This window comes from Xanthomonas sp. NCPPB 3200, from assembly GCF_056393585.1.
On the sequence record NZ_CM150785.1, the window covers coordinates 1788869 to 1815032 of the forward strand.

The 26164-nt window shown below is 65.9% G+C and carries 19 protein-coding genes, 1 tRNA gene and 1 other RNA gene; 13 read left to right on the top strand and 8 right to left on the bottom strand.

Annotation, left to right across the window (positions count from 1 at the left end):
• Positions 1–6: 6 nt before the first annotated feature.
• From AC06DU_RS07740 to AC06DU_RS07765, 6 genes are all read left to right on the top strand, one after another.
• Entirely contained in the window at positions 7–744 is a 738-nt protein-coding gene (locus AC06DU_RS07740) for a DUF2058 domain-containing protein (RefSeq protein ID WP_478203966.1), read from the top strand.
• 234 nt (positions 745–978) lie between these two features.
• On the top strand, positions 979–1824 hold the full coding sequence (locus AC06DU_RS07745; protein ID WP_478203967.1) for a transporter: 846 nt from the start codon (positions 979–981) through the stop codon (positions 1822–1824).
• Positions 1825–1932: 108 nt separating this feature from the next.
• A complete protein-coding gene (locus AC06DU_RS07750; RefSeq protein WP_478204380.1) occupies positions 1933–3105 on the top strand; it encodes a LacI family DNA-binding transcriptional regulator in 1173 nt (390 codons plus the stop codon).
• A 13-nt stretch (positions 3106–3118) separates the two neighbouring features.
• Positions 3119–4429, top strand: coding sequence for an L-fucose:H+ symporter permease (gene fucP / locus AC06DU_RS07755; RefSeq protein ID WP_039812780.1), 1311 nt, complete (start codon positions 3119–3121; stop codon positions 4427–4429).
• Positions 4426–5412: a carbohydrate kinase family protein gene (locus tag AC06DU_RS07760; RefSeq protein ID WP_179464856.1), complete on the top strand. Its 987-nt coding sequence runs from the start codon at positions 4426–4428 to the stop codon at positions 5410–5412. The genes fucP and AC06DU_RS07760 overlap by 4 nt, the downstream gene beginning before the upstream one ends.
• Positions 5409–6614, top strand: coding sequence for an AGE family epimerase/isomerase (locus AC06DU_RS07765; RefSeq protein ID WP_478203969.1), 1206 nt, complete (start codon positions 5409–5411; stop codon positions 6612–6614). Before AC06DU_RS07760 ends, AC06DU_RS07765 begins: the two co-directional genes overlap by 4 nt.
• Before the next feature lie 137 nt (positions 6615–6751).
• Here the strand turns inward: AC06DU_RS07765 and metH are convergent, their stop codons facing one another.
• The 3 genes from metH to AC06DU_RS07780 all read right to left on the bottom strand — a co-directional run bounded on the left by metH (position 6752) and on the right by AC06DU_RS07780 (position 11797).
• Entirely contained in the window at positions 6752–9505 is a 2754-nt protein-coding gene (gene metH, locus AC06DU_RS07770) for a methionine synthase (protein ID WP_478203971.1), read from the bottom strand.
• A 154-nt stretch (positions 9506–9659) separates the two neighbouring features.
• Positions 9660–10805 carry a homocysteine S-methyltransferase family protein gene (locus tag AC06DU_RS07775; protein ID WP_478203973.1) on the bottom strand — a complete coding sequence of 382 codons (1146 nt, stop codon included), beginning with the start codon at positions 10803–10805 and terminating at the stop codon, positions 9660–9662.
• Complete coding sequence (locus AC06DU_RS07780; RefSeq protein ID WP_039520530.1) at positions 10802–11797, bottom strand: ArsR/SmtB family transcription factor; 996 nt, start codon at positions 11795–11797, stop codon at positions 10802–10804. Before AC06DU_RS07780 ends, AC06DU_RS07775 begins: the two co-directional genes overlap by 4 nt.
• Positions 11798–11949: 152 nt before the next feature.
• Here AC06DU_RS07780 and AC06DU_RS07785 point away from each other — a divergent pair, with 152 nt between their 5' ends.
• On the top strand, positions 11950–13068 hold the full coding sequence (locus AC06DU_RS07785; RefSeq protein WP_223571058.1) for an acyl-CoA dehydrogenase family protein: 1119 nt from the start codon (positions 11950–11952) through the stop codon (positions 13066–13068).
• Positions 13069–13397: 329 nt separating this feature from the next.
• Positions 13398–14921 carry a platelet-activating factor acetylhydrolase IB subunit gene (locus tag AC06DU_RS07790; protein WP_478203975.1) on the top strand — a complete coding sequence of 508 codons (1524 nt, stop codon included), beginning with the start codon at positions 13398–13400 and terminating at the stop codon, positions 14919–14921.
• A 229-nt stretch (positions 14922–15150) separates the two neighbouring features.
• Here the strand turns inward: AC06DU_RS07790 and AC06DU_RS07795 are convergent.
• A tRNA-Leu gene (locus AC06DU_RS07795) sits at positions 15151–15237 on the bottom strand.
• Between the two features lie 121 nt (positions 15238–15358).
• Here AC06DU_RS07795 and rnr point away from each other — a divergent pair.
• The 5 genes from rnr (at position 15359) to AC06DU_RS07820 (ending at position 22952) form a co-directional block, all read left to right on the top strand.
• Positions 15359–17905 carry a ribonuclease R gene (gene rnr, locus AC06DU_RS07800; protein ID WP_478203976.1) on the top strand — a complete coding sequence of 849 codons (2547 nt, stop codon included), beginning with the start codon at positions 15359–15361 and terminating at the stop codon, positions 17903–17905.
• Positions 17906–18042: 137 nt separating this feature from the next.
• Positions 18043–18516 (top strand): GFA family protein, encoded by a 474-nt coding sequence (locus AC06DU_RS07805; RefSeq protein WP_478203978.1) that lies wholly within the window; start codon positions 18043–18045, stop codon positions 18514–18516.
• Between the two features lie 248 nt (positions 18517–18764).
• On the top strand, positions 18765–19517 hold the full coding sequence (gene rlmB / locus AC06DU_RS07810) for a 23S rRNA (guanosine(2251)-2'-O)-methyltransferase RlmB (RefSeq protein ID WP_024940443.1): 753 nt from the start codon (positions 18765–18767) through the stop codon (positions 19515–19517).
• A gap of 67 nt (positions 19518–19584) precedes the next feature.
• A non-coding RNA gene (locus tag AC06DU_RS07815) (sX9 sRNA) lies at positions 19585–19661 on the top strand.
• A 258-nt stretch (positions 19662–19919) separates the two neighbouring features.
• Positions 19920–22952 (top strand): diguanylate cyclase domain-containing protein, encoded by a 3033-nt coding sequence (locus AC06DU_RS07820; RefSeq protein ID WP_478203980.1) that lies wholly within the window; start codon positions 19920–19922, stop codon positions 22950–22952.
• 213 nt (positions 22953–23165) lie between these two features.
• Here the strand turns inward: AC06DU_RS07820 and rnt are convergent, their stop codons facing one another.
• The 4 genes from rnt to pstB form a co-directional block, all read right to left on the bottom strand.
• Positions 23166–23813 (bottom strand): ribonuclease T, encoded by a 648-nt coding sequence (gene rnt / locus AC06DU_RS07825; RefSeq protein WP_102252196.1) that lies wholly within the window; start codon positions 23811–23813, stop codon positions 23166–23168.
• A gap of 137 nt (positions 23814–23950) precedes the next feature.
• Entirely contained in the window at positions 23951–24349 is a 399-nt protein-coding gene (locus tag AC06DU_RS07830) for an RcnB family protein (protein WP_478203982.1), read from the bottom strand.
• A gap of 123 nt (positions 24350–24472) precedes the next feature.
• Entirely contained in the window at positions 24473–25183 is a 711-nt protein-coding gene (gene phoU / locus AC06DU_RS07835; RefSeq protein ID WP_005994733.1) for a phosphate signaling complex protein PhoU, read from the bottom strand.
• 128 nt (positions 25184–25311) lie between these two features.
• Complete coding sequence (pstB, locus tag AC06DU_RS07840) at positions 25312–26142, bottom strand: phosphate ABC transporter ATP-binding protein PstB (RefSeq protein WP_016902480.1); 831 nt, start codon at positions 26140–26142, stop codon at positions 25312–25314.
• Positions 26143–26164: the final 22 nt, after the last annotated feature.

Consider the following 26164-nt stretch of genomic DNA (forward strand, 5'->3'; position numbering starts at 1 on the left):
ACCGCCATGAGCGATACCTTACGTGACCAGTTGCTTGGGTTGGGCTTCAAGTCCGCACCCAAGCCCGAACGCAAACCCGACGCACGGCCTGCCGCGCGTCAACATGGCAACGGTGGCAGGCCTGCGCCCGGCGGCAACAAGCCGGGTGGCCAGGGCAGGGGACCGCAGCGGCCGCATGCCGCTGCGGCGACCGACGGCAAGGGCGAGCGCAAACACGACGGCAGGCCGGAGCGTCGCAACGATGGCAAGCCGGCAGGATCGCAGCGTCCGCCGCAGTCCACGGCCGACCGCCGCGGACCCAGGCCGGCACGCACGCGTGAGGACATCGACCTGGCCAAGGCCTATGCGATCCGCGCGCAACGCGAGAAGGACGAGCGCATCGAAGCCGAGCGGCTGAAACAGGAAGAAGCACGCCTGCGTCGCGAAGCCAAGGCCAAGCTCGAAGAGCTGCTCAAGGACAAGGGGCTCAATCTTGCCGATGCGGATATCGCCCGGCATTTCCCGTATGGCGGCAAGATCAAGCGTATCTACGTGACTGCCGATCAGCTCAAGGCGCTCAACGCCGGCGAGCTTGGCGTGCTGCAGCTCAACGGTCGTTACCTATTGGTGACTGCCGAGGTCCTGGCCGACGCCGAAGCGGTATTCGCGCCATCGGTGGCATTGAAGGTGGACCCGAATGCGCCGGCAGGCGAAGACCCGTATGCCGATCCCCAGTACCAGGTGCCCGACGACCTGGTCTGGTAAGGCTGCGTAGATAGGTTTGTGTTGGCACATGGGCACCTGATGGGTGCCCATGTTTTTGTGCGTTGCCTGTGTGTTGCGTCCTTGAATCGTTACTTGCGCGCCTTCTGGTCGAGCTATGCGACAAACGTGCCGCTGGCGATACACGGGCCGGTCACGGCGCGCGCGGCACCATCGCCGCGTTATTGTCGACGCAGCCGGGCATGTTGCCCACTGCGTCGCTGCCCACTTCTGCCGATGGTGCCGCGTATGTCCATGTTGTCGAACGTGTTGAAGTCCCGTGCCGTTGCGTCGGTTGCCTCCACCGCGCGTGGCGCTTCGGGTTTGCAGGCGACGCGCGCAATGGTGTTGGCCGCTGCCATGTTTGGGTTATGCGGGATGAGTGGGCAGGCCGCTGCACAGACGGAGGATGCCCCTGCGTTCGACCGTCCCGGCATTCCGTTTGCCGCCGAAGTGCTGCAGCCCGGCGTGTTCGCCTGGGAGCAGGGTCTGCCGGATGCGAGTACCGATCGCAGCGACGGGCAGCGGATCACCCAGTACACCGCCGATACGGTGCTGCGCCTGGGCCTGTTCCAGAACGTGGAACTGCAGGTCGGCAGCGACAGCTACAACTGGCAGCACGGTGGCGGTGCTTATGTGCGTGGCGGAGGCGATAGCCATATCGGCCTGAAGGTGGCATTGCCGTCGCAGTCGGACAGCTTTCATTGGGCCGCGCTCGGCAGCTACAGCGTGCCGACCGGCAGCGCTGCCTTCAGCGATGGCTACGCGCGCGAACTGGGCGTGACCGCGTCCTGGGATCTGGCCCAGCAGCGCGCACTGGCGCTATACGTCAACTATGCGCGCGACAGCGATGGGCATACCTGGACCTTCTCGCCCAACTACACGTTCTTTTCCGGCGAGCGTTTCAGCAGTTATGTCGAGGCAGGCTTCGATACCGGCAGCGAGCATTCGCGCGTGGCCGGCGCCGGCGGTGCCTGGCAGTTGCCGCATGCGATGCAGCTGGATGTCTCGGTGCTGCGCGGGCTGACCTCGGAGAGCCCGGACTGGCAGGGCGGGATCGGCCTGTCGATTGCCTTTCAGTGATGGCATGATGGAAGGCGGCGGCAGCGTCGCGGCCGCTGTCCATGTTGCACTGCCGCATGCATTGAGTGCCCGGAAAAGGCCTAATTGGATCGATCCAATCGACGCCAGATGCATGCGCACTTCTCCCCTTGCAAGGTCGGCAACGTGACGCGTGCCAAACCGGCGCCCTCCGCTTCGGAGGACGGCGACGCGCGCCGTAACGGACGCGGGGCGGTGACCCTGCGCGATATCGCCAGTGCCATCGGCGTATCGCGCGCGACGGTGTCGTTGGTGCTGCGCGGCAGCCCGCTGGTGCATGCGACCACACGCGCGCGTGTGGAGGCCGAACTGGATCGGCAGCACTACGTCTACAACCGTGCTGCGGCCAATCTGCGCTGCCGCACCTCATCCAGCATCGCGCTGGTCATCAACGATCTGTCCAATCCGTTCTTTGCCGAATTCGCCGCAGGCGTGGACGAAGCGCTGGGCGCGGCGGGTTATGTGACCCTGCTCGGCAGCACCGGCGAATCGACGCAGCGCCAGCAGGCGGTGCTGACCTCGTTGATGGAGCATACCCCTGCCGGCATCATCCTGTCGCCGGCCGAAGGCAGCCAGGCACAGGCGCTGACCCAGGTGCTGGGACGACAACACAACGTGGTGTTGTTCAACCGCGAAGTGGAGGGCGCGGGCTGGGATCTGCTGGCGCTGGACAATGAGCAGGGCGCGTTGCTTGCCTGCGCGCATCTGATCGCGCAAGGCCATCGGCGCATCGTGTTCTTCGGTGGTCATGCCGAATCCAGTTCCTGCCGGCAACGCCGTGCCGGTTACGCGCGCGCAATGGCCGACGCCGGTCTGGCCGTGCATTACGTTGAATCCGCACCGAATCGACAGGATGCTGCGCTGTGCGCCGGTCGCATGTTGGACAGCGCCGAGCACGATCGCGCAACTGCGGCGGTCTGCTACAACGATAGCGTCGCGTTGGGCCTGATGGCGGCGCTGGCGATGCATGGCATCGTGCCGGGGCGCGACTTCGCGGTGACCGGTTTCGACGATATCGCCGAAGCCGCCTTGTTCACGCCCGCGCTGACCACGCTGGCCGCAGATCCGCGCGCGCGCGGGCGCCAGGCTGCGCAATTGGTGTTGCAGCGTATCGGGAGTCCCGCCCTTGCATCGCAGCGCCTGACCGCCGCAGTCGAATTGAAGATCCGCGCCAGCAGCGCCAGCGCGTCAAGCTCCGTGGTTCCGCTTCACTCCCCCAGTGATTCTCCCGCCCATTCCCCCACCAAGGCCTCAGGCCGCTGACCAGGCAATTCCTATGGTTTCCCTTTCCACGCAGTCCACAGTGCCTAGCGGCAACAAGGCGCCCGTCAACAACGGCGTTGCGTTGTCGGTGGTCACCACGATCTTCTTCATGTGGGGCTTTCTCACCTGCCTCAACGACATCCTGATTCCGCATCTGAAGGCGGTGTTCGAGCTCAACTTCGCGCAGGCGATGCTGGTGCAGTTCACCTTCTTCGGCGCGTACTTCCTGATGTCGCTGCCGGCCGGTTGGCTGGTGGCCAGGCTTGGCTACAAGCAAGGCATCGTGGCCGGGCTGGCGGTTGCCGCGGTCGGTGCGCTGGGCTTCTGGCCTGCGGCGGAATTGCGCGTCTATGGCGCATTTCTCGGCGCGCTGTTCGTGCTGGCCACCGGCATCACCATCCTGCAGGTGGCGGCCAACCCGTATGTCGCGCTGCTGGGCCCGGAGCGCAGTGCGTCCAGCCGCTTGACCCTGGCGCAGGCGCTCAATTCGCTGGGTACTGCGATCGCGCCGCTGTTCGGTGGCTGGCTGATCCTGTCCAACACCGTCATGAGCGGCGACCAGCTCAAGGTGCTGCCGGAAGCCGAGCAACTGGCCTATCGCGTGCAGGAAGCGCAAGCCGTGCAGGGGCCGTACATCGGTCTGGGCATTGTGCTGTTTCTGCTGGCGATCTTCGTGTTCCTGTTCCGTCTGCCGGCCCTGACCGATGCGGGCGCGCAGAAGGATGAAAGCAGGCATTCGCTGCTGGATGCGCTGGCGCATCCGCATGTGCGTTTTGGTGTATTGGCGATCTTCTTCTATGTCGGTGCGGAAGTGGCGATCGGCAGCCTGATGGTCAACTATTTCTCGTTGCCGCAGATCGGCGGGTTCACCGAACGCGAAGCGACCCACTACGTGTCGGCGTACTGGACGTTGGCGATGATCGGCCGCTTCATCGGTTCGGCCTTGCTGGCCAAGTTGTCGCCGCGCGTGCTGTTGTCGGTGTTCGCCGGGATCAACGCACTGCTGCTGGGCCTGACCATGGCCAGCGGCGGCATGCTGGCGGTGTATGCGCTGGTGGCGATCGGTCTGTTCAATTCGATCATGTTCCCGACCATCTTTACGCTGGGCATCGAGCGGCTTGGCCCGCTGACCGGCCGCGCCTCGAGCCTGTTGATCATGGCCATCGTCGGCGGCGCCATCGTGCCGTATCTGCAGGGCCTGCTGGCCGACAGCATCGGTCTGCACGAGTCGTTCGTGCTGCCGCTGGTGTGCTACCTCTACATCGTGTTCTACGGCATCTGGGGTTCGCGTCTGCGCGGCGCACTGGCGGAGGCGCGCGCATGAGTGCCTTGAAGAACCGGGTGGTATGTTTTGGCGAGGCCTTGATCGACATGCTGGCACTGCCGCAGGCCGGTCCGGATGAGGCGCGCACGTTTGCGCAATACGCCGGCGGTGCGCCAGCCAATGTCGCAGTCGCGGTGGCGCGCCTGGGTGGCGCAGCGCATTTCGTCGGCATGCTGGGGCGCGACATGTTCGGCGATTTTCTGCTGCAGAGCCTGCAGCAGGCCGGTGTCGCCACCGAGGGCATCGTGCGCACCGATGAGGCCAAGACTGCGCTGGCTTTTGTTGCACTGGATGAAGCCGGCGAACGCAGTTTCAGTTTCTACCGTCCGCCTGCGGCGGATCTGCTGTTCCGGCCGGAGCATTTCGCCGCGGACGGCTTCACGCAGGCTGCCGTGCTGCATGTGTGTTCCAACAGCATGACCGAGCCTGCGATCGCGCAATGCACGCTGGACGGCATGCGCCGCGCACGCGCCGATGGCGCCATCGTCAGCCTGGATCTCAACCTGCGCCCGATGCTGTGGCCGCAGGATGTGGACCCGGCTGCACTGCTGTGGGAGGCGTTGGCGCTGGCCGATGTGGTCAAGCTCTCGCGCGAAGAACTCGATTACCTGGCCGGCACGCTCGATGGCGACGCCAGCGCGGTCACCCGCAAGCTCTGGCAGGGCCAGGCCAGCTGGTTGCTGGTCACCGACGGTGGTGGCCCGGTGCACTGGCAGACACGCACCGATTCGGGTCAGGTTCCGGCCTTCCGCGTGCAGGTGCGCGACAGCACGGCAGCGGGCGATGCGTTCGTCGGTGGCTTGCTGTTTCAGCTGGCGACGCGTGCATCCACGCTGGAGCAGCTGTCCGGCGATGCCGCTGCGATCACCGAGGTGATCCGCTTTGCCGCGGCGGTCGGTGCGCTGGCGGTGACGCGTAAGGGCGCGTTTGCGGCGATGCCGAGCGTCGATGAAGTCCATTCCCTGATCCAGGAACAATCATGAGCCGTTTGCCTGCGAGCCCCGCACCCGATTTCCGTTCGGCCGATGTACTGCGTCAGCATATCGCCGACACCATGGCGTTCTACCACCCGCGCGCGATCGACCCGGCGGGCGGGTTTTTCCAGTATTTCCGCGACGATGGTTCGATCTACGATGCCGGGCATCGGCATCTGGTCAGCAGCACGCGCTTCGTCTTCAACTACGCGATGGCGTATCGCGAATTCGGCGATGCGCAGTACCTGCAGGCGGTGCGTCACGGCCTGGACTATCTGCGCAACGTGCATCGCAATCCGGCCACCGGCGGTTACGCATGGACCTTGCGTGACGGCGTGGTCGAAGACGACATGAATCACTGCTACGGCGTGGCCTTCGTGCTGCTGGCGTATTCGTGCGGCCTGAAGGCGGGTGTCGAGGAGGCGCGCGCATGGATGGACGAGACCTGGCAGCTGCTGGAAAAGTATTTCTGGGAGCCGGAATTCGGCCTGTACCGCGACGAGGCCGATGCGCAATTCAACTTCACCAGCTACCGCGGCCAGAACGCCAACATGCACATGTGCGAGGCGATGATCGCCGCGTACGAAGCCAGTGGCGAGCAACGCTACCTGGACCGTGCGCTGTCGCTGGCCGACACCATGACCCGGCGCCAGGCGGCCAAGGCCGACGGTCTGGTGTGGGAACACTACGATCTGCATTGGAACATCGACTGGGACTACAACCGCGACAATCCCAAGCACCTGTTCCGCCCCTGGGGTTTCCAGCCGGGCCATCAGACCGAATGGGCCAAGCTGCTGATGCTGCTGGATCGCTACGCACCGACCGACTGGTTGTTGCCGACCGCGCAACACCTGTTCGATGTGGCGGTGGAGCGCTCCTGGGATGCGCAGCGTGGCGGGCTGTATTACGGCTTCGACCCGGACGGCAAGGTCTGCGACGACGACAAGTATTTCTGGGTGCAGGCCGAATCGTTGGCGGCGGCGGCGTTGCTGGCGCAGCGCAGCGGCGAGCCGCGCTATTGGCAGTGGTACGACAAGCTTTGGGCGTATTCCTGGGAGCACATGATCGACCATCGCTATGGTGCGTGGTACCGCATTCTGGACGCGGACAACCGCAAGTACAGCGACGAAAAGAGCCCCGCCGGCAAGACCGACTACCACACCATGGGCGCCTGCTACGAGGTCTTGAACGTGTTGCGGCCGGCTGCTTGATGCTGGCGTGATAAAGGGCGCCGCCGTGCAATGCGTCGGCGCCGCGTAGGAGCGCACCCGGGCGCGACGAGGCTTTACCGGTAAAGCCTCGTCGCGCCCGGGTGCGCTCCTGCGATGTCTGTGGTCTGCGGCTGTGCTTATTCCGGGTCGTAATCCAGATTCGATGCCAGCCAACGTTCGGCCACTGCCACGGTGATGCCCTTGCGTTTGGCGTAGTCGGCCACCTGTTCCTTGCCCAGGCGCCCGACCACGAAGTACTGGCTCTTGGGATGGCTGAAGTAGTAGCCGGAGACCGCTGCGGTGGGCAGCATCGCGAAACTTTCGGTCAGCGTCATCGTGGTATGACGCTCGGCATCGAGCAGGTCGAACAGGGTGCGCTTTTCGCTGTGCTCGGGGCAGGCGGGATACCCCGGAGCCGGGCGAATGCCACGATAGCGCTCGGCGATCAGCGCCTCGTTGTCCAGCATCTCATCCTCCACATAGCCCCAGAATTCGGTGCGCACGCGTTGATGCAGGCGCTCGGCCAGCGCCTCGGCCAGACGGTCGGCCAGGGCCTTGAGCAGAATCGCGTTGTAGTCGTCGTGTGCGGTTTCGAACCGCGCCACATGCGGCTCGATGCCGATGCCGGCGGTGACCGCAAACGCGCCGATCCAGTCCTGCTTGCCGCTGCTCTTGGGCGCGATGAAATCGGCCAGGCAGAAGTCGGGGCGGTCGACGGGTTTGTCGACTTGTTGGCGCAGGAAGTGCAGGGAATGGGGAATAGAGAATCGGGAATGGTCGGGCGCTGATGCATCGCCTTGCGATTCCCGATTCCCGATTCCCGATTCTGCAGGCTCGGTCAGCACGACAACATCATCGCCGACTGCATTGGCCGGCCACAGCCCGAACACCGCCTTCGCGGTCAGCCATTTTTCGGCGACGATGGTGCGCAGCATCTTGCGTGCATCGCGGTACAACTCGCTGGCCTGGGTGCCGACCACCTCGTCGCTGAGGATCGCCGGGAACTTGCCGGCCAGCTCCCAGGCCTGGAAGAACGGGGTCCAGTCGATCAGCTCGATCAACTCCTGCAGCGGATAGTCGTCGAACACGTGCAGGCCTGGCTGACGCGGGGCGGGCGGTGTGTAGGTGTCCCAATCACCGTCGAAACGCTGTGCGCGTGCCTTTTCCAGCGACACCAGGCGTTTGGCGTCGCCGCGATTGCGATGGCGCGCGCGGATCTCTGCATAGTCGGCATCGTTGGCGGCGACGAAGGCCTGGCGCAGGTCGCGCGAGATCAGCGATTGCGCAACGCCCACCGCGCGCGAGGCGTCCTTCACCCACACGGTGGGGGCGGTGTAGTGCGGGTCGATCTTCAAGGCGGTGTGCGCCCGCGAGGTGGTGGCGCCACCGATCAACAGCGGAATCTCGAAGCCTTGCCGCTGCATCTCGCGTGCGACATGCGACATCTCTTCCAGCGACGGCGTGATCAGGCCGGACAAACCGATCAGGTCCGCATTCTCTGCGCGTGCACGGTCCAGTATCACCTGCGCCGACACCATCACGCCCAGATCCACCACGTCGAAGTTGTTGCATGCCAGCACCACGCCGACGATGTTCTTGCCGATGTCGTGCACATCGCCCTTGACGGTGGCCATGATGATCTTGCCGTTGGACTTGCCGACATCGCCGGTCCGCAGCTTTTCCGCTTCGATGAAGGGCAGCAGGTACGCCACCGCCTTCTTCATCACACGCGCGGACTTGACCACCTGTGGCAGGAACATCTTGCCAGCGCCGAACAGGTCGCCGACCACGTTCATGCCGTCCATCAGCGGGCCTTCGATCACGTCCAGCGGGCGGGTGGATTGCTGGCGCGCCTCCTCGGTATCGGTTTCCACGAATGCATCGATGCCGTGCACCAGCGCATGCGCCAGCCGCGCACGCACCGGCTTCTCGCGCCAGGCCAGGTCTTCGACTTTCGCCGCGCCCTTGCTGCCTTTGTAGCGCTCTGCAATTTCCAGCAAGCGTTCGGTGCCGTCCTTGCGGCGATTGAGGATCACATCCTCCACGCGTTCGCGCAGTTCCGGGTCGAGCTCGTCGTAGATCGGCATGCCGCCGGCGTTGACGATGCCCATGTCCATGCCGGCCTTGATTGCATGGAACAGGAACACCGAGTGGATCGCCTGGCGCACCATCTCGTTGCCGCGGAACGAGAACGACACGTTGGAAACGCCGCCGGAAACATGGCAATGCGGCAGCGTGCGTTTGATCTGCCGGGTGGCTTCGATGAAGTCCACCGCGTAGTTGTCGTGCTCCTCGATGCCGGTGGCCACGGCAAAGATGTTCGGGTCGAAGATGATGTCTTCCGGCGGAAAGCCCACCTGCTCGGTCAGCACCTTGTAGGCGCGCGTGCAGATCTCGACCTTGCGCGCGCAGGTATCGGCCTGGCCCACTTCGTCGAAGGCCATCACCACCGCGGCAGCGCCATAGCGCAGCACCTTGCGCGCCTGTTCGATGAACAGCGCCTCGCCTTCCTTGAGCGAGATCGAGTTGACCACGCTCTTGCCTTGCAGGCACTTCAGGCCGGCTTCGATCACGCTCCACTTGGACGAATCCACCATCACCGGAATGCGCGCGATATCCGGCTCGGACATGATCAGGTTGAGAAAACGCGTCATCGCCTTTTCCGAATCGATCAGGCCCTCGTCCATGTTGACGTCGAGGATCTGCGCACCGTTGGCGACCTGCTGGCGCGCTACCTCCACCGCCTCTTCGTAGCGCTCTTCCTTGATCAGCTTGCGGAACTGCGCGCTGCCGGTGACGTTGGTGCGCTCGCCCACGTTGACGAACAACAGGTCCGGGGTGATGACCAGCGGTTCCAGGCCGGACAGGCGGGTGTGGCGGGGAGTGCTCATGCGATGCTCTGAAGAAGGGCGGCCGCGTTGCTAGCCCGGATCGGAAAAGGAAGTGACGGGACGCAGCCGTCCGCACTCATCCGGCGCTGCACGCCTGCTTCCCCCGCATGCGGATGAAGGTGCCCGAAGGACGGATGAGTGTCATCGCTCTGCATCACGCTGCCAGCTCCTGCGCGCCAGGCAATTGCCGCGGCGGCAGGTCGGCGACCGCTTCGGCGATCGCACGGATGTGATCCGGCGAGGTGCCGCAGCAGCCGCCGACCAGATTGAGCAGGCCGGCCTGCGCAAATTCGCGCAGGGTTTCGGCCATTTCTTCCGGGGTTTCGTCGTACTCGCCGAAGGCATTCGGCAGGCCGGCATTGGGATGCGCGCTGACGTAGGCGTCGGCAATCTGCGCCAGCGTTTCCACATGCGGGCGCAGGTCCTTGGCACCGAGCGCGCAGTTCAGGCCCACCGACAGCGGCCGCCCGTGCGCGACCGAGGCGTAGAACGCCTCGGCCGTCTGGCCGGACAAGGTGCGTCCGGAGGCATCGGTGATGGTGCCGGAGATCATCACCGGCAGGCGCCCGCCGCGTGCTTCGAACACTTCCTCGATCGCATACAGCGCGGCCTTGGCGTTGAGCGTGTCGAAGATGGTTTCCACCATCAGCGTGTCGGCGCCGCCGTCGATCAGGCCGTCGATGGCCTCGCGGTAGGTGTCGCGCAAGGCATCGAAGCTGGTGTTGCGGTAGCCGGGGTCGTTGACGTCCGGGCTGATCGAGGCGGTGCGGCTGGTGGGGCCGAGCACGCCGATCACGAAGCGTGGCTTGTGCGGGGTCAGCGCCTCGACTTCATCGCAGCAGGCGCGCGCGACCTGCGCGCCGGCCTTGTTCAATTCGTAGACCAGATGTTCCAGGTGATAGTCGGCCTGGCTCACCGAGGTGGCGTTGAAGGTATTGGTTTCCAGCAGGTCGGCACCGGCGTCCAGATAGGCGCGATGGATGCCGGCGATGATCTCCGGGCGCGACAGCAACAGCAGGTCGTTGTTGCCTTTCAGGTCGTGGCCTTCCGGCGCGTGTGCGTGATCGCAGCCCGCGCCATGCACGTGTACCTGCGCGCTGTCGTAACCGTCGGCAAAGCGGCTGCCGCGGTAGTCGCGCTCCTGCAGATCGTGGCGCTGGATCATCGTGCCCATCGCGCCATCGATGATGAGGATGCGTTCGGCGAGCGCGGCAGTGAGTCTGGCGGCGCGCTCGGGATGCAGCCAGGGCAGTGCAAACGGGATTGGGGGTTGGGAATTGGGGGTTGCTGCGGGCGTCATGATGCGATTCTCCGTGAGGCAGTGGCGCCGCTTTCAACGATTCCCGATTCCCGACTCCCAATTCCCGGCTTCACCGCAATCAACGAAATCACCTCGAAATGCGGCGGGCGCTTCTCGCGCGTCACCGTCTCCAGGCTGGACACGTCCAGACCGGCTTTCTCGGCGAACCTGCGCAGTTCCTTGGCAGCAAAGCCAAGATTGACGTGGCCATAGGCATGCACCGCGGCGCGGTGTTCGTGCTTGGCCAGGCTGCACAGCAGCAGGCGGCCGCCGGGGCGCAGCACGCGCGCGGATTCGGCCACTGCCTGCGCCGGCTTGGCTGCGTAGGTGAGCGCATGCATCAGCACCACCAGATCGAAGCTGGCATCGGGAAACGGCAGCGCATGCATGTCGCCCTCGCGCACTTCCACATTGCGCAGCTTGCGCAGGCGCTCGCTGGCGGCGGCGACCACGCGTGCGCTGGTGTCGATGCAGATGTAGCGGGTGGCATGTGGTGCCACCAGCTCGGCCAGCACGCCGTCGCCGGAGGCGATGTCGAGCACGTCGCCGGTTTCCAGCAAGGGCAGGGCGGTGCGCGCCAGCGCCTCCCAGGTGCGCCCCGGGGAATAATGCCGCTCCATGTCGCCGGCCACCGAGTCGGCCCAGTTCTGGTCGGCGGCGCGGTTGGCCAGCACTGCGGCCACGCGCTCGGCGTCCTGACGCAGCAGCGGGTCGTCGCTGCCGGTGCTCAATGCCAGCCACAGGGCGCGCTGCGCCGGGTCCAGCGACACCTCATCGAAACGGTAGTAAGCCGACACGCCGGCGCGGCGGTCGCGCACCAGCCCGGCTTCCTTGAGCTTGGCTAGGTGCGTGGACACGCGCGGCTGGGCCAGGCGGGTGATCGCCGACAGCTCGGCCACGGTGAGTTCTTCCTGCTCCAGCAAGGTCAGCAGGCGGACGCGGGTGGCGTCGGCGAATACCTTCAGGCGCGCCGACCAGTCTTCCAGATCCATGAATATCTCTATATCGCGATATGGAGATATTTTCGGCGGGGCAGGGTGTGGGGTCAACTACATACGCATGCGAATGGTTGGAGCTACAATGGGCGCTCAGCCTAGGCCTGGAGGGGTGCGACGTGGATTTCAGCTTTACCGAAGAACAATTGATGATCCAGGATGTGGCGCGCCGCATCGCCCAGGAAAAGATCGCCCCCAGCGCGGAGCAGTTCGATCGCAGCGGCGAGTTCCCGCTCGAGAACATCCGCCTGCTCGGCGAGAACGGCCTGATGGGCATCGAGGTGCCGGCCGAGTACGGTGGGGCCGGCATGGACCCGATCAGCTATGCGCTGGCAATGATCGAGATCGCCGCCGCCGACGGCGCGCATTCCACCATCGTGTCGGTCAACAACTCGCTGTTTTGCACCGGCATCCTGAAGAACGGCAGCGAGGCGCAGAAACAGCTGTACGTGCGCGCGATCGCCGAAGGCGCGCAGATCGGCGCGTTCGCACTGACTGAGCCGCAGTCCGGTTCGGATGCCTCGGCGATGCGCTGCCGCGCGGTCAAGCAGGCCGATGGCAGCTTTGTGATCAACGGCAAGAAGAGCTGGATCACCTCCGGCCCGGTCGCCAAGTACATCGTGTTGTTTGCGGTGACCGAGCCGGACAAGGGCTCGCGCGGCATCACTGCTTTCATGGTCGACGCCGATCGCGCCGGCTTCCATCGCGGCAAGACCGAGCCCAAGCTCGGCATCCGTGCCTCGGCCACCTGCGAGATCGAATTTGCCGATTACATCGCCCAGCCCGAGGAAGTGCTGGGCGTGGAAGGCGAGGGCTTCAAGACCGCGATGAGCGTGCTCGACGCCGGGCGCATCGGCATCGCTTCGCAGGCGGTCGGCATCGCGCGTGCCGCTTATGAGGCGACCCTGGCCTACGTCAAGGAGCGCAAGGCCTTCGGCGCGGCCATCGGCACCTTCCAGATGACCCAGGCCAAGATCGCCGACATGAAGTGCAAGCTGGATGCAGCGCTGCTGCTGACGTTGCGCGCGGCCTGGTTGAAGGGGCAGGGCCAGAAGTTCGGCACCGAAGCGGCCGTGGCCAAGCTCACCGCCTCGGAAGCGGCGATGTGGATCACCCATCAGGCGGTGCAGATCCACGGCGGCATGGGCTATTCGAAGGAAATGCCGCTGGAGCGTTACTTCCGCGACGCCAAGATCACCGAAATCTACGAGGGCACCTCGGAAATCCAGCGCCTGGTGATCGCGCGTGGCGAGACCGGCTTGCGCTGAAGGGCCTGATCCGGCACTACGCCGCGGTCGACACCATCGGCCCGAGCTGCGCAGCAGTCGATCCGGCGCCGTGGCGCTGGCGATTGCCTCGCACGGTGTAGGAGCGCGCTTGCGCGCGATGGGGCGTTATCGATAACGCCCCATCGCGCGCAAGCGCGCTCCTACGCAAACGTGAGCGGTCAGATATCGCGGAGGCGCCGTGTCAGCGGCCTGGCGCCGGCACACCGCAAGCAACGTCACAGTCTTACATCGCGCGTAGTTGCGCCCGACCTTGTCGCGCGCGGCGCGCGCGGATCACAATCGCAGCTTCTCTGGCCTCTGGTGCGCGCATGCCCCGGTCCTTGCACGCTGTGTTTTCCCGCCTTTCGTTGTCCGCCCGTGTTCCGGTGCTGGTGTGTTGGGGGCTGTTGCTGGTCTGCGCTGCGGCAACTGCGCAAACGCCGCCGCCCTCGATCGTGCCCACCGACCGCCTGCAGGAAGCCTGGTGGGCGCAGCGTCATGCGCAGGTGCTGGAGCAGGTGAAACAGCACGCCGACACGCCGCTGTTGTTGATCGGTGATTCGATCACCCAGAACTACGAAAAAGCCAAGGCACCGGACGAGGATTTTCAGCCGACCTGGCAGACCTTCTACGGCAGCCGTGGCGCGCTCAACCTGGGCTTCAGCGGCGACGGCACCGAGAACGTGCTGTGGCGGCTGGCCAATGGTGAGGTCGATGGCCTGCAGCCCAAGGTCGCGCTGGTATTGATTGGTACCAACAACACCGGCCACCTCGGCCAGACCGCGGAGCAGGCTCAGCTCGGTATCGATGCGGTGGTGGCGGCGATCGAACAGAAATTGCCGCGCACTCAGATCTTGCTGGTGGGCGTGCTGCCCAGTGGCATCTCCAGCGAGAAGTCGCGCCGCGATGCGCAGATCAACCAGGGCCTGGCGGTGCGCTATGGCGACAATGCACGCGTGACCTATCTGGATGTGGGGTCGATCTTCCAGCGCGACGGCAAGCTGCGCACCGAGCTGTTTTACGACACCCGTTTCCGCCCGCCGGCCGCTGCCCTGCATCCGGACACGCAAGGCCAGCGCATGCTGGCCGAGGCGATCGAGCCGACCCTGGCGCGCCTGCTCGGCGAGCCGCCGGTCAAGCCGGTTGCCGCGCTGGGCCGCGATTTTGCGACCTCGCTGATTCCAGTCGACCGGCTGGAGCAGGACTCCTACGACTGGTACGCGCGTCACCATGCGGCGCTGGCCGCAGCGCGCACCCTCAAGCCCGAGGTGGTGATGATCGGCGATTCGATCACGCACTTCTGGGCCGGCCCACCGCAGGCCACGCGTGTCAGTGGCCCCGAGTCCTGGAGCTGGTTGTACGGCAGGCGCCCGGTGCTGAATCTGGGCTTTGGCTGGGACCGCACCCAGAACGTGCTGTGGCGGATCCGCCAGGGCGAGCTCGACGGCCTGGATCCGCGCTGGGTGGTGCTGCATATCGGCACCAACAACCTCACCGGCACCGCGCAAGCGCGCGCCTCCACGCCGGCCGAGACCGCCCAGGGCGTGGAGGCGGTGGTGAGCGAGGTGCGTCGCCGTTTGCCCAGGAGTCAGCTGATCCTGATGGCGATCATGCCGCGCGGCCGCCATGCCGGGGATGCGCAGCGCGCGCCCATTGCCGAGACCAATCGGCTTCTGGCCGCGCGTTATGGCAAGGATCGGTCCGTGCGTCTGGTCGACATCGGCCCTCGGATGCTGCAGCCGGACGGGACCTTGCCCGAGGCGCTGATGCCTGACGGCACCCATCCCAGTGAGACCGGGTATGCGATCTGGGCGACGGCGCTGCGCGAGGCGGGCATCACGGCAACGCCATAATCAGCCTGCGTTGCAGAGTCAGGGCTGCGGCGTCGAAGAGGGCGCCGCCGCCGCGCAGCAGGCTATACGGTTGCCCAGTTGCCGCGTCATGGCGTGAGCGGAATGAAGCGCCGGCCGCCGATCAATAGCGGGCTGCCATCGGCCGGCAACGCAGGCGCACGGCCACCAGCAGAACTTTCCGGACCCCAGAAACCAGAAGACCCCCGATCGCTCGGAGGTCTTTTTAAACTGGTGCCCAGAAGAGGACTCGAACCTCCACGAAGTTGCCCCCGCTAGCACCTGAAGCTAGTGCGTCTACCAATTCCGCCACCTGGGCAGGTGAGCCGCGAATTTTGCAGACTCCCGGCGGGCTTGTCAATGCCTGGCGGCCGGCAATTGCGACCGGCCGGGCGAGGCGTGCCGCCCATGGCGCGGCCGCAAGGGGTACCATGTAAGCAATGACAAAGAAAAACACCCCAGATTCCGATCGGCCCAGTCGCCGCAAGTCCACCAGCCCGGGCGAGTCCACCACCGCCGAAAAACAGAAGTTGCCGGGCTGGATGCCGGACTTCCTGGTCCGCGCCGCCGCCGGTGCGTCGACCAAGTCCGCCAACAAACGCGCTGCCGACAAGGCCGCCAACACTTCGCCAGAGCTGCCGGTAGCGCCCGCGCTGCCCACGCCGCCGGCACCACGCGCACCGCATCCGCGCAAGAGTGGTCCGCCGGCGCCGCCGCCGGAACGCTTCCAGCAGGCGCCGACCGAAGCGCCCGCGCCGGCGGCGGAGTTCAAGGATCCGCATGCCGACCGCGAGGCACTGCGCTACGCCGAGCCGATCGCCAGCCGCGAGGCCATCCTGCAGTTGCTCGACGCCTGCGATGGCCCGCAGACCGCCGAGGAAATCGCCGAACAACTCAATCTCAGCGACCGTATCGACGCGCTGGGCAAACGTCTGGCGGCGATGGTGCGCGAAGCGCAGCTGGTGCAGAACCGTCGCGGCGGCTACGCGCCGGTGCAGCAGACCAGCCTGATTGCAGGCGTGGTGATCGCCAATCCGGAAGGCTTCGGTTTCCTCAAGCCGGACGAGGGTGGCGACGACCTGTTCCTGCCGCCTTATGAAATGCGCAAGGTCATGCACGGCGATCGTGCGCTGGCCAACGTCACCGGCATCGACCGCCGCGGCCGTCGCGAAGGTGCGATCGCCCGCGTGCTCGAACGCCGCATGTCGCGCATGCTCGGACGCTTCTTCTACGAGCATGGCGTGGCCTATGTCGACCCGGACGACAAGCGCGTGCAACGCAACGTGCAGATTGCACCTGACGGTATCGGCGAGGCGCGCGAAGGGCAGTTGGTGGTGTGCGAGCTGATCGCGCCGCCGGACGCGCGGCGCCCGGCGATCGGCAAGATCATCGCGGTGCTCGGTGACAAGCTCACCCCGTCGCTGGTGGTGGAGATGGCCATCCACGGCCATGAGCTGCCGCACGAATTTCCGCAGGAAGTGCTGGACGAGGCCGCGGCAGTGCCGTTGGTGGTCGAGCCGCAGATGATCGGCGGGCGCGTGGATCTGCGGCAGATGCCGCTGGTCACCATCGACGGCGAAGACGCCAAGGATTTCGACGACGCGGTGTATTGCGAGCCCAATGTCGACGGTTTCCGTCTGGTGGTGGCGATCGCCGACGTGTCCAACTATGTGCGTCCGGGCACGCCGCTGGACGATGAAGCACAGAAGCGTGCCACCTCGGTGTATTTCCCGGGGTTCGTGGTGCCGATGCTGCCGGAGACGCTGTCCAACGGCATCTGCTCGCTGATGCCCAAGGTCGACCGCATGTGCTTCGTCTGCGACATGCAGGTGGGGCGCGACGGCGAAGTCACCGGTTCGCGTTTCTACGAAGCAGTGATGAACTCGCATGCGCGCCTGACCTATAACCAGGTCTGGAAGGCGGTGGGCGAAGACGACGCCGACACCAAGGCCTTCATCGGCCCGTTGCTGCCGCAGGTGCAGCGCCTGCACCAGCTGTACAACGTGCTGTCCAAGGCGCGCACGCAGCGTGGCGCGATCGAGTTCGAAACCTCCGAAGTGCGCTTCGTGCTCGACAACACCGGCGAAGTCACCCAGGCCGGCATGCTGGTGCGCAACGATGCGCACAAGTTGATCGAAGAATGCATGATCGCCGCCAACGTCGAGGCCGCGCGTTACCTGCTGAGCATGCATGTGCCGGCGCCGTACCGCGTGCACGAGCGGCCGCCGGAGAGCAAGTACGAAGACCTGCTGGAGTTCCTCAAGGAATTCCAGCTGAGCCTGCCGGCATGGAGCAAGGTGCGCCCCGGCGACTACACCAAGTTGCTGAAGAAGGTGCGTGCGCGCCCGGATGCGGCGCTGCTGGAATCGGTGCTGCTGCGCAGCCAGAGCCTGGCGGTGTATTCGCCGGACAACAACGGTCACTTCGGTCTGGCGCTGGAGGCGTATGCGCACTTCACCTCGCCGATCCGGCGTTACCCGGACCTGCTGGTGCACCGCGCGATCAAGCACGCCCTGACCGGTGCGAGCCCGGAAAAATACATCTATACCCCGCGTCAGATGGCGGCCTTGTCGCTGCAGTGTTCCGAGCGTGGTCGGCGTGCCGACGAAGCCGAACGCGAAGTCGACGAGCGGTATCGCGCCGCGTGGATGGAAAAGCATGTCGGCGGCCAGTTCGATGGCGTGATCAGCGGCGTGACCGGATTCGGCCTGTTCGTGGAGTTGACCCAGTCCAAGGTCAACGGCCTGGTGCATGTCACCCAGCTGCCGCAGGACTATTACCAGTTCGATCCGATTCGCAAGACGCTCAGTGGCGAGCGCCGTGGCCGCACGTTCCGTCTGGGCGATCCGGTGCGGGTGCTGGTGCTGAAAGCCAGCATGGAGGAGCGCAAGATCGACTTCCGCCTGGCAGAGGATCGCGGCGATTCGCCCGAACCGCCGCCGCCGCCGAGCGCTCAGCCGGCCAAGCGCAAGAAGAAGCAGTACTAAGCGCGTCTGCAGGACCGCGAGCCGCCGTCCGGCGGCGGCTCGCGATGCGTACGGACCGCCGGATATGAGCGGCAGGTCGTTGCGGGCAGACGCTCGCAACGCGCGCTGGGTGCCCACTTTCAAGGCTTGAGGCGACGATGGACGCAGCAATCGAGTACAGCGGTGGCTGCCAGTGCGGTGCCGTGCGTTTCCACGTGCGCGGCAGGCTGACGGACGCCTCGATCTGCCATTGCCGCATGTGTCAAAAAGCCTTCGGTGCCTACTACGCGCCGTTGGTTTCGGTGCGCGGTACCGAGTTCAGCTGGACACGCGGCGAGCCGAAGCGCTTCGCCTCTTCATCGTTGGTGTTGCGTGGCTTCTGCGCCGAATGTGGAACGCCGCTGACCTATGAAGCGCCCGACGGCCTGGCGATTGCTGCCGGTGCGTTCGATACGCCCGAGCGGCTGCCTCCGGCAATCCAGTACGGGGTGGAGCGCAAGCTGCCCTTCGTCGATGCATTGGCCGATCTGCCGGCGCGCACCACCGAGGAAGATGTCGCCGCATTGACCTTTCTGGCCGATGTGGTGTCAAGGCAGCACCCGGATCACGATACCGCGCAGTGGCCAATGTGAGTCCGCGCCCGCAGGCGTGAGTGCCTACCGCAGGGGCGCGCGACAGCAAGTGCGTGCAGGTGCCGGCGCCATCACAACGGTGCGAGCGCCATCTTCGATCCCCGCAATCGGCCGTACAGCGTGCTGAAGTTCTGGCCGTGGCCCAGGAGCACCGCGATCTCCTTGCCGCCATCGCCGTCTGCGCTCCGGCCGTGACGTGGCAGGCCGCAGGCCCTACCATTCCCCTTTATCTCTTCGTATCCGGCGCAATGAGCAGCAAGCAGAATCAGTGGATCGTCGGCGTCAACGCCGTCGCCTCGTCCGTCGAGAACGACGCCGACAACGTGCGCGAGGTCTTGATCGAGGCCGGCAGCAAGAATCCGCGCCTGATCGAAATCGAAGAGCAGGCCCGCCGCAAGGGCATCGACGTGCGCCGGGTCAACACCCAGGCACTCGATGGCGTCGGTGGGCAGGTGCGCCACCAGGGCGTGGTCGCCCGCTATGCCGCAGCGCGGCTGTGGGCCGAAAACGAGCTCGAAGCGCTGGTGACCGCCGCCGAGGGACGTGCCTTGCTGCTGATCCTCGATGGCGTGCAGGACCCGCACAATCTCGGCGCATGCCTGCGCAGCGCGGCCGCGGCCGGCGTCACTGCGGTGGTCATTCCCAAGGACAAGTCGGCCACGGTCAACGCGACCGTGCGCAAGACCTCGGCCGGTGCGGCCGACCGTATTCCTGTGGTCGCGGTGACCAATCTGGCGCGTTGCCTGCGCGATCTGCAGAAGCAGGGCGTGTGGCTGTATGGCCTGGCCGGCGAAGCCGAGGCGTCGCTGTACAGCGTGGACCTGCGCGGCAACGTCGGGCTGGTGCTCGGCGGCGAGGCCGACGGCCTGCGTCGTCTCACCCGCGAGCATTGCGATGGTCTGGTCAAGATCCCGATGCCGGGCGATATCGAAAGCCTCAACGTGTCGGTGGCCGCCGGCGTGACCCTGTTCGAAGCGGTACGCCAGCGCCTGGGCGCCTGAAGCGGCGACCGAAACGACTGCGCTTACCGCCAGGTGGGTGCGGGCGCAGCCGATGCCCTGACTCGGCACGCACCCCACCGTGCACTGCGCTTGCTGCACGTCTTCCGCATCCAGCTGGCGACTGTTCGCCCTGTGTTGCCAACCACTCTGCATCGCACGTGCGTGCCAATGGCGAGCGCAGGTCGATCGGCATGGCGAGATCGCGCGTGCGGCGCGGTTTCGATCCGCGCACCCACGCAGTGGCCGATCTGCGCAAACAATGGCGCTGGTGCGCTTGCCGCTGCAGTGCCGGGCGCGCAGGTGGCCCGCCGCGCATGACGTTGACCAAGGCGTACGACAATTGACCGGCGCGCGTGCCCGTTTTTGCCTACCATATCGCCAGCGAACGGCGTGTTATGTCTGATGAGAGATGGGGCGGGGGCCTGGTCGACGGGCGAGAACGGATGCGATGCCAAGGCGTCGGCACGGGGAGACAAGCGGCCGCAGCGCTGGCTCGGTGCCGTTGTCTGCATGCTGCTGGCGCTGTGCTCACTCGCGGCACTGGCTGCACCGGCCGGCACGGCGCCATTGCGCGACTACGCGATCGACAGCTGGAGCTCGCGTAACGGCCTGCCGCACAACTCCTTGCGCGATATCGCCCAGACCCGCGATGGCTACCTGTGGTTCGCCACCTGGGAAGGCCTGGTGCGTTACAACGGCCTGGAATTCGGCATCATCGACCGCAGCACGCGTCCCGGCCTGCCCGACAATGGCGTCGGCGCCTTGTACGTCGACCACGACGGGGCGCTGTGGCTCAGCGATGCGCGCGGCAATCTGGTGCGGCACGGCAGCGACGGGCAGTGGCGGCACTGGCAGCGGCAGGGACCGTGGCCGCAGGCGCTGATCCATGCAATGACCATGGATGCGCGCGGTCGCATGTGGTTGCTGTTCGAGGGCCACGGGCTTGGCTGCCTGTGGCCGGATGGGCGCTTCGAGTATTTTCCGCCGCGCGATGGCGTGCCGCTGCAGAGCAGCTTTCCGCGCATGGCATTCGACGACCAGGGCCGGCTGCTGATCGGCACGCTGGACGGCCTGATCTATCGCGAACCGGACGGGCGCATGCATCGCGCCCCGGCCGCCTTCGGCCTGCCGCCGGGGCTGGCGTGGCCATACCGCGCGCCGGACGGCACGCTGTGGGTCGTCGCCGGCGAGCAGCTGTATCGGCTGCGGGGCGAGACTGCCGAGCTGGTGCGGCGGGTGCCCGGGCAGGGCCATTTCACCGCGATGCTGCAGGACCACCATGGCGACCTGTGGCTGGGCAGCGAAAATCAGGGGCTGCTGCGCATCGGCAGTCATGGAGTGGAGCATCTGCCGGCTGGTCGCAGCCTGCCGACCGGGCGCATCGTCAGCTTGCGCGAGGATGCCGAAGGCAGCATCTGGGTCGGCGCCAACGGCGGGCTGTTTCGGCTGCGCGAGACGTTGTTCAGCAGTTACAGCCAACGCGATGGGCTGAGCGGCGACTACGCCCGCGCGGTGCTGGAAGACCGCGACGGCAGCCTGTGGATCGCCAGCACCGCCGGCCTGGATCGGATGCTGCCGGACGGGCGCATCGTGCCGGTGGCGGTGACCACGCCATCCGGGCGCAAGCTCTCGGTGCTCAGCCTGGCGCTGGATCGGCACGGCGATCTGTGGGTGGGCACCTATGCCGATGGCGTCTTCGTGCTGCGCGACGGACGCCTGCTGCGGCATTACGGCGACGCCGAGGGCATTCCCAGCGGGCATATCCGCGCCATCGTGATCGAAGAATCCGGCGTGGTGTGGCTGGCCACGCAGCGCGGCGTGGTGAAGCTGGTGAACGGCAAGCGGGTGCCCCTGGCGGTCGACGGCCTGCCCGATGGCGTGGTGACCGCGCTGGCCAGCATCGATGGTGCGCTGTGGATCGGCTCGGTCGACGGCGCGGCGGTACTGCGCGCCGGAAAACTGCAGCAATTGAATCTGGAAGCGCTGGGCGGCGCGCGGAGCGTGTTCGGTTTTCAGCGCATCGGTGACGCTGTCTGGATCTCGACCGATCGCGGCCTGTACCGGGTGCGCAACGGCAGGCTCGCACGCGTGGGGCTGGAGCAGGGCATGCCGGTCGATACGGTGTTCCAGCTGGTCGGCGACCGGTTCGGCAATGCCTGGATCAGCAGCAATCGCGGCGTGTTGCGCACGCAACTCACGCAGCTCAACGCGGTTGCCGATGGACGCGCCCGGCTGGTCATCGAACGCTATGGCGAGATCGACGGCATGGGCAACGCGCAGGCCAACGGCAGCTCCGGGCCGAGCATGATCGCGCGTGCCGATGGCTCGATCTGGGTGGTCACCGCTGGCGGCGTGAGCACGGTCGACCCGGCGCGCCTGCAGCGCTTTCGCGAGCGGCGCGCGCCGCCGGCGGTGATCGAAAGCGTGCAGCAGGACGCACGTCCGCTGACATGGCGGCAGCAGGCGCGCCTGCCGGGCGGGCATCGCCTGAACGTGTCCTACGTCGGCATGAGCTTTCTGCTGCCGGAGCGGATCGAGTACCGCACGCGCCTGGAAGGCCTGGACAGCGACTGGACCGAGCGTGGCCGGCAACGCAGCGTGGAATTCATCGGCCTGCCGCCGGGGCGCTACCGTCTGCATGTGGCGGCCCGTCATCCGGGCGGTGCCTGGAGTCCGCACGAGGCGGTGTGGGCGTACGAGGTGCTGCCGCTGTGGTGGCAGCGCCAGGACGTGCGCCTGGCCGCGGTGCTGGGTGCGATTTTATTGCTGGCGCTGGTGTATCGGTTCCTGCTACGCCGCTATAAGAGCCATAACGCACGCCTGGCCGAACTGGTGCGCAAACGCACCGAAGATCTGCAACTGCAGGCGCAGCGTTTGCTGCAGGCCAACCAGGAAAAGAGCGAGCTGCTGACACGGCTGCGCATCAAGTCGGATGTGTTCGAGCGCCAGGCGCACGAGGACGCCCTGACCGGGCTGCCCAACCGCAGGCATTTCGACGAGGCGCTGGCGCGCGACATCAGCCGCGCACGCCGCAGCGGGCGGCCGTTGGTGCTGGCAATTCTGGATATCGATCATTTCAAGCGCATCAACGACCACTATTCGCACGCCAGTGGCGATGCGGTATTGCATGAAGTCGGTGTGCTGCTGACCGCCGCCGCGCGCGCGTCGGACCTGCCGGCGCGCCTGGGCGGCGAAGAGTTCGCCCTGCTGCTGGCCGACACGACGCTGGAGGATGCACAGGCGCTGTGCCAGCGCATCCGCGCGCTGTTCCACGCGCGCCACGGCTGGGGCGGCGTGGAAGGCCTGCAGGTGACCTTCAGTGCCGGCGTGGCCCAGTTGCGCGACGACGACACCGGCTCATCGCTGATGCAGCGCGCCGATCAGGCGCTGTACCAGGCCAAGAGCGCGGGGCGCGATCGCATCGGTGTGGGTTAGGTGCTGGGATTCGGGATTCGGGATTCGGGAATCGGGAATCGGGAATCGCAGAGCCAAGGTGCCTGGCGCTTTCCTTCTCCTGCGGGAGAAGGTGCCCGAAGGGCGGAGGAGGGTAAGGGCACGCGCAGTGGCGCCGCCAACTGCTGATGTCTTAAGCAGGGAGCCCCGCTGCTTTAACGATTCCCCAATCCCGATTCCCGATTCCCGGCTCGCTCAGCCCGCGCCAGGCCCCGGCCAGGCATTGGCGATCGTGCAGAACAGTCGCGCGGTCTGCTCGGTGTCGTAGACCGCGCTATGCGCATCGGCGGCATTCCATTCCAGGCCTGCGGCTTGTGCCGCGCGCGCCAGCACGGTCTGCCCGTAGGCCACGCCGGCCAGGGTCACGGTGTCGAACACGCTGAACGGATGGAACGGGTTGCGTTTGTGGCCCACGCGCGCAACTGCGGCGTTGAGGAAGTTCAGGTCGAAATGCGCGTTGTGGCCGACCAGGATCGCGCGCTGGCAGCCGTATTTCTTCACTGCCGCACGCACCGGCGCGAACACATGGTCCAGCGCGTCCTTTTCCTGCTTGGCAAAGCGGAACGGGTGGTCGAGCACGATGCCGGTGATCTCCAGCGACTTCGGGTCGATCTCCAGTCCTGGCGCCGGCACCAGATGGGCACTGGCGGTGTCGCCGGGGAAAAACCGCCCGTCGGCATCCATTTCGATCGGCACGCAGGCAATTTCCAGCAGGGCGTGCTTGTTCCAGTCGAATCCTCCCGTTTCCACATCCACCACCACGGGCAGATAGCCGCGGAAGCGCCTCGACATGGGCAGGAAGGAGGGGGCAGGTTGCAGGTCGACCGGTTCGTTCATCGGCATAGCCTAGCAGGTCGTACGGCCGGCCCGATCGTGGCAGCTGGCGGCCTGCCCGCGTGTACTGAGCGGCGATCCGGCAAACAAAAGCCCGACCCGTGTTGCCACCGATTGGGCCCGGAAGCTGTGCTACACCGCTGGCGTCAGCGGGCGGCGACCACGCTTGCGATCAGCCCGGTGGCCACCGCAATCAGCACGTAGTTGTTGTCCACGCGGCGCCATTCGTGCCCGCGCTGCGGCGTGTTCAAGTGATGCTTGCGGTAGTCGGCCACCCGCGTGCCGCGATGGTCCGGTGCCAGACGTTCGCCACGCCGGTACGGCGGGCCGCGACGATCGTTGCGGTGGTCGTCGTTGTGTGCGCTGGGGCGGTGGTCACGCTTGTCATCGTGCCTGTCGTCGCGATGATCGTCGCGGCGGTCCGGGCCATGCGCGTCGTGGTGCTGCGCACCGCGGTCGCGGTCGTCATGCTGTTGCGGCGTGGCGAACGCTGCGCCGGACGTCAACAGCGACACAACCATGAGGGATCCGATGATGCGTTTCATCTGCCTACTCCTGCGTCACAGGAACAGCCTGTGCGAGCTCACCGTAGGCATTTGGAGCTGAATACGTAATGAAATAAGGCGTTGCGGGCTGTGCCGGCAAATACCGCCGGCACACGTTGACGATCAGATGACGCCGGTGGTGCTGGTGTCGTCGCGCTTCAGGCGCGGCGGCAGCGGCTGTTCGCCGTGGACCAGGAACCACACGTTCTCGGCGATGTTGGTGGCGTGGTCGCCGATGCGCTCCAGGTTCTTGGCCATGAACAGCAGGTGCGTACACGGAGTGATGTTGCGCGGGTCTTCCATCATGTAGGTCAGCAACTCGCGGAACAGCGCGGTGTATTGCGCATCCAGGCGTGCATCTTCGTCGCGCACGCGGATGGCCGCATCGGCATCCTTGTTGCGGTACGCCTGCACCGCTTCGCGCACGGCATCGGCGGCCATCTGGCCGAGCGCACGCAGGCCCACCGTCTGTGGCAGCGGCGGTGCGGAATTAAGCGCGATCGAGCGCTTGGCGACATTGGCCGCGTAATCGCCAATGCGTTCGATATCGGCCGGAATGCGCAGGCCGGCCAGGATCTCGCGCAGGTCGCGCGCCATCGGCCCACGCAACGCCAGCCGCATCACGTCGTGGCTGATCGCATGCTCCAGCGCATCGATCGCCTCGTCGTTGACCACGATGCGATGCGCGGCGTTGTCGTCGCGACGCTCCACCACATCCAGTGCGGCTTCCAGCTGCGCCACCGCCGTGTCGCCCATGCGCACGATCTCGGCGACAAGACGGTGCTGCTCCTCGTCGTAGCTTTTGACGATATGGTCGTTGAGGTGCTGGTTCATCGTGATCTCGATTCGTGGCGGTGGTGGATGTCCGCCGTACCCCTGGCGACATCGCGGGTGATGCAAATGTCGTGCCGGGCAGTGCGGCGGAGCTGCGTCAATGCGGCGTTGCGATGGCCCGCCTTACATCAACCGAAACGGCCGGTGATGTAGTCCTCGGTCTGCTGCTTGGACGGCTGGGAGAAAATCGTTTCGGTGCGGTCATGCTCGATCAGGTCGCCCAGGTACATGAAGGCGGTGTAGTCGGAGACACGCGCCGCCTGCTGCATGTTGTGGGTCACGATCACGATGGTGTATTCGCGCTTGAGCTCTTCCACCAGTTGCTCGATACGGCTGGTGGAAATCGGATCCAGCGCCGAGGTCGGTTCGTCCAGCAGCAACACGTCCGGGCGCAGCGCCACCGCGCGTGCGATGCACAGCCGCTGCTGCTGGCCGCCGGACAGGCCCAGCGCGCTTTGCCCCAGCTTGTCCTTGACCTCGTCCCACAGCGCGCCCTGGCGCAGCGCCTGCTCGACCCGGTTCTGCATGTCGGCCTTGGACAGTTTTTCGTGGTGGCGGATGCCGTAGGCGACGTTTTCGAAGATCGTCATCGGAAACGGCACCGGCTTCTGGAACACCATGCCGACCTTGCTGCGCAGCCGGTTCATCGGGTACTTCGGCGACAGGATGTTTTCGTTGTCCAGCAGCACTTCGCCGCGCGCTTCCATCTTCGGATACAGCGCATAGATGCGGTTGAAGATGCGCAGCAGGGTGGACTTGCCGCAACCCGACGGCCCGATCAGCGCGGTGACGCGCTTTTCCGGAATCTCGATGTTGATGCCCTTGAGCGCGTGGTACTTGTCGTAATAGAAGTCCAGATTGCGTGCGGCCACTTTCACCGGCGCCTGCGCGGCCGGTGCTCCCTTGGCGGCCGGAACGGCGATGCGATGCATCGGCATGGCGTTTTGGAGATCGTTCATGTCGGGTGTCCGGAGGGAGAGG

Excerpts from the sequence above, each read along its gene's own strand:
- AC06DU_RS07740 (WP_478203966.1), top strand. The coding sequence starts at position 7 with ATGAGCGATACCTTACGTGACCAGTTGCTTGGGTTGGGCTTCAAGTCC.
- AC06DU_RS07745 (WP_478203967.1), top strand. The coding sequence starts at position 979 with ATGGTGCCGCGTATGTCCATGTTGTCGAACGTGTTGAAGTCCCGTGCC.
- AC06DU_RS07750 (WP_478204380.1), top strand. The coding sequence starts at position 1,933 with ATGCATGCGCACTTCTCCCCTTGCAAGGTCGGCAACGTGACGCGTGCC.
- fucP (WP_039812780.1), top strand. The coding sequence starts at position 3,119 with ATGGTTTCCCTTTCCACGCAGTCCACAGTGCCTAGCGGCAACAAGGCG.
- AC06DU_RS07760 (WP_179464856.1), top strand. The coding sequence starts at position 4,426 with ATGAGTGCCTTGAAGAACCGGGTGGTATGTTTTGGCGAGGCCTTGATC.
- AC06DU_RS07765 (WP_478203969.1), top strand. The coding sequence starts at position 5,409 with ATGAGCCGTTTGCCTGCGAGCCCCGCACCCGATTTCCGTTCGGCCGAT.
- metH (WP_478203971.1), bottom strand. The coding sequence starts at position 9,505 with ATGAGCACTCCCCGCCACACCCGCCTGTCCGGCCTGGAACCGCTGGTC.
- AC06DU_RS07775 (WP_478203973.1), bottom strand. The coding sequence starts at position 10,805 with ATGACGCCCGCAGCAACCCCCAATTCCCAACCCCCAATCCCGTTTGCA.
- AC06DU_RS07780 (WP_039520530.1), bottom strand. The coding sequence starts at position 11,797 with ATGGATCTGGAAGACTGGTCGGCGCGCCTGAAGGTATTCGCCGACGCC.
- AC06DU_RS07785 (WP_223571058.1), top strand. The coding sequence starts at position 11,950 with ATGATCCAGGATGTGGCGCGCCGCATCGCCCAGGAAAAGATCGCCCCC.
- AC06DU_RS07790 (WP_478203975.1), top strand. The coding sequence starts at position 13,398 with ATGCCCCGGTCCTTGCACGCTGTGTTTTCCCGCCTTTCGTTGTCCGCC.
- rnr (WP_478203976.1), top strand. The coding sequence starts at position 15,359 with ATGACAAAGAAAAACACCCCAGATTCCGATCGGCCCAGTCGCCGCAAG.
- AC06DU_RS07805 (WP_478203978.1), top strand. The coding sequence starts at position 18,043 with ATGGACGCAGCAATCGAGTACAGCGGTGGCTGCCAGTGCGGTGCCGTG.
- rlmB (WP_024940443.1), top strand. The coding sequence starts at position 18,765 with ATGAGCAGCAAGCAGAATCAGTGGATCGTCGGCGTCAACGCCGTCGCC.
- AC06DU_RS07820 (WP_478203980.1), top strand. The coding sequence starts at position 19,920 with ATGAGAGATGGGGCGGGGGCCTGGTCGACGGGCGAGAACGGATGCGAT.
- rnt (WP_102252196.1), bottom strand. The coding sequence starts at position 23,813 with ATGCCGATGAACGAACCGGTCGACCTGCAACCTGCCCCCTCCTTCCTG.
- AC06DU_RS07830 (WP_478203982.1), bottom strand. The coding sequence starts at position 24,349 with ATGAAACGCATCATCGGATCCCTCATGGTTGTGTCGCTGTTGACGTCC.
- phoU (WP_005994733.1), bottom strand. The coding sequence starts at position 25,183 with ATGAACCAGCACCTCAACGACCATATCGTCAAAAGCTACGACGAGGAG.
- pstB (WP_016902480.1), bottom strand. The coding sequence starts at position 26,142 with ATGAACGATCTCCAAAACGCCATGCCGATGCATCGCATCGCCGTTCCG.